The organism is Micromonospora sp. M42 (assembly GCF_000568915.1).
Lineage (GTDB): Bacteria > Actinomycetota > Actinomycetes > Mycobacteriales > Micromonosporaceae > Micromonospora > Micromonospora chalcea.
In genome coordinates, this window is record NZ_KK037233.1 from 809,970 (window position 1) to 811,079 (window position 1,110).

Consider the following 1,110-nt stretch of genomic DNA (forward strand, 5'->3'; position numbering starts at 1 on the left):
GTGCCGCAGCGCTACCGCCATCTCGTCGGCGCCGACCAGCGCGTGCGCGACGACGTGGTGGACGAGCTGCTGGAGACCGTGTCCGCCCCGGACGGCCGGTTCGTGCTGGTGCTCGGCGACTTCGGCCGCGGCAAGACGTTCGCGCTGCGCGAGGTGGCCCGGCGGCTGCCCACCGCCGCGCCCGACCTGATCCCGATCCTGGTGGAGCTGCGCGCGCTGGACAAGGCACACTCCGTCGACGGCCTGGTCGCCGCGCACCTGGCCAACCACGGCGAGCAGGTGATCGACCTCAAGGCGTTCCGCTACATGCTGCGCCAGGGCCGCATCGTGCTGCTCTTCGACGGGTTCGACGAGCTGGTCGCCCGGGTCACGTACGACCGGGCGGCCGACCACCTGGAGACGCTGCTGCAGGCCGCCGAGGGCAACGCGAAGATCGTGGTGAGCAGCCGGACCCAGCACTTCAAGACCAACTCGCAGGTGCTGACCGCGCTCGGCGAACGGGTCGGCCTGCTGCCGCACCGGCGCGTGCTCGCCGTGGAGGACTTCACCCCCGGGCAGATCGAGGCGTTCCTGCGCAACCGGTACGGCGGCGACGAGCGGGCCGCCCGCGAGCGGATGGACCTGCTGGCCGGCGTGAAGGACCTGCTCGGGCTCTCCCGCAACCCGCGCATGCTCGGCTTCATCGCCAACCTGGACGAGGGGCGCCTCGCCGCCGTCGCCGGCGCGGGTGGCACGTTCAGCGCCGCCGCGCTGTACCGGGAGATCCTGGAGTCCTGGCTGGACTTCGAGGAGCGCCGCACCCAGGGCATCCCGGGCGCGCCGGTGAGCCTGCGCCGCCCCGAGCTGTGGCAGGCGGTGAGCCGGCTGGCGTTCCAGCTCTGGGAGAGCGGCGAGGCGTACCTGCGCCTGGCCGAGCTGGCCGAGTCCACCGGCCAGCTCGCCGGGCGCGCCGACTCGCGGCTGTCCGGCCCGCAAGGCGGGCGCACGGCGGTCGGCGCGGGCAGCCTGCTCGTCCGCACCGACGACGGACTGTTCGGGTTCATCCACACCTCGGTCATGGAATGGCTGGTCGCCGAGGGCGTCGCCGAGCAGATCAACCGGGGCGAGGAA

The 1,110-nt window shown here is 73.3% G+C and carries 1 protein-coding gene; it reads left to right on the forward strand.

Annotated features, from left to right (window positions below):
- The coding region (locus MCBG_RS03330; protein ID WP_043323771.1) for an NACHT domain-containing protein at nt 1–1,110 on the forward strand (1,110 nt) is incomplete at both ends.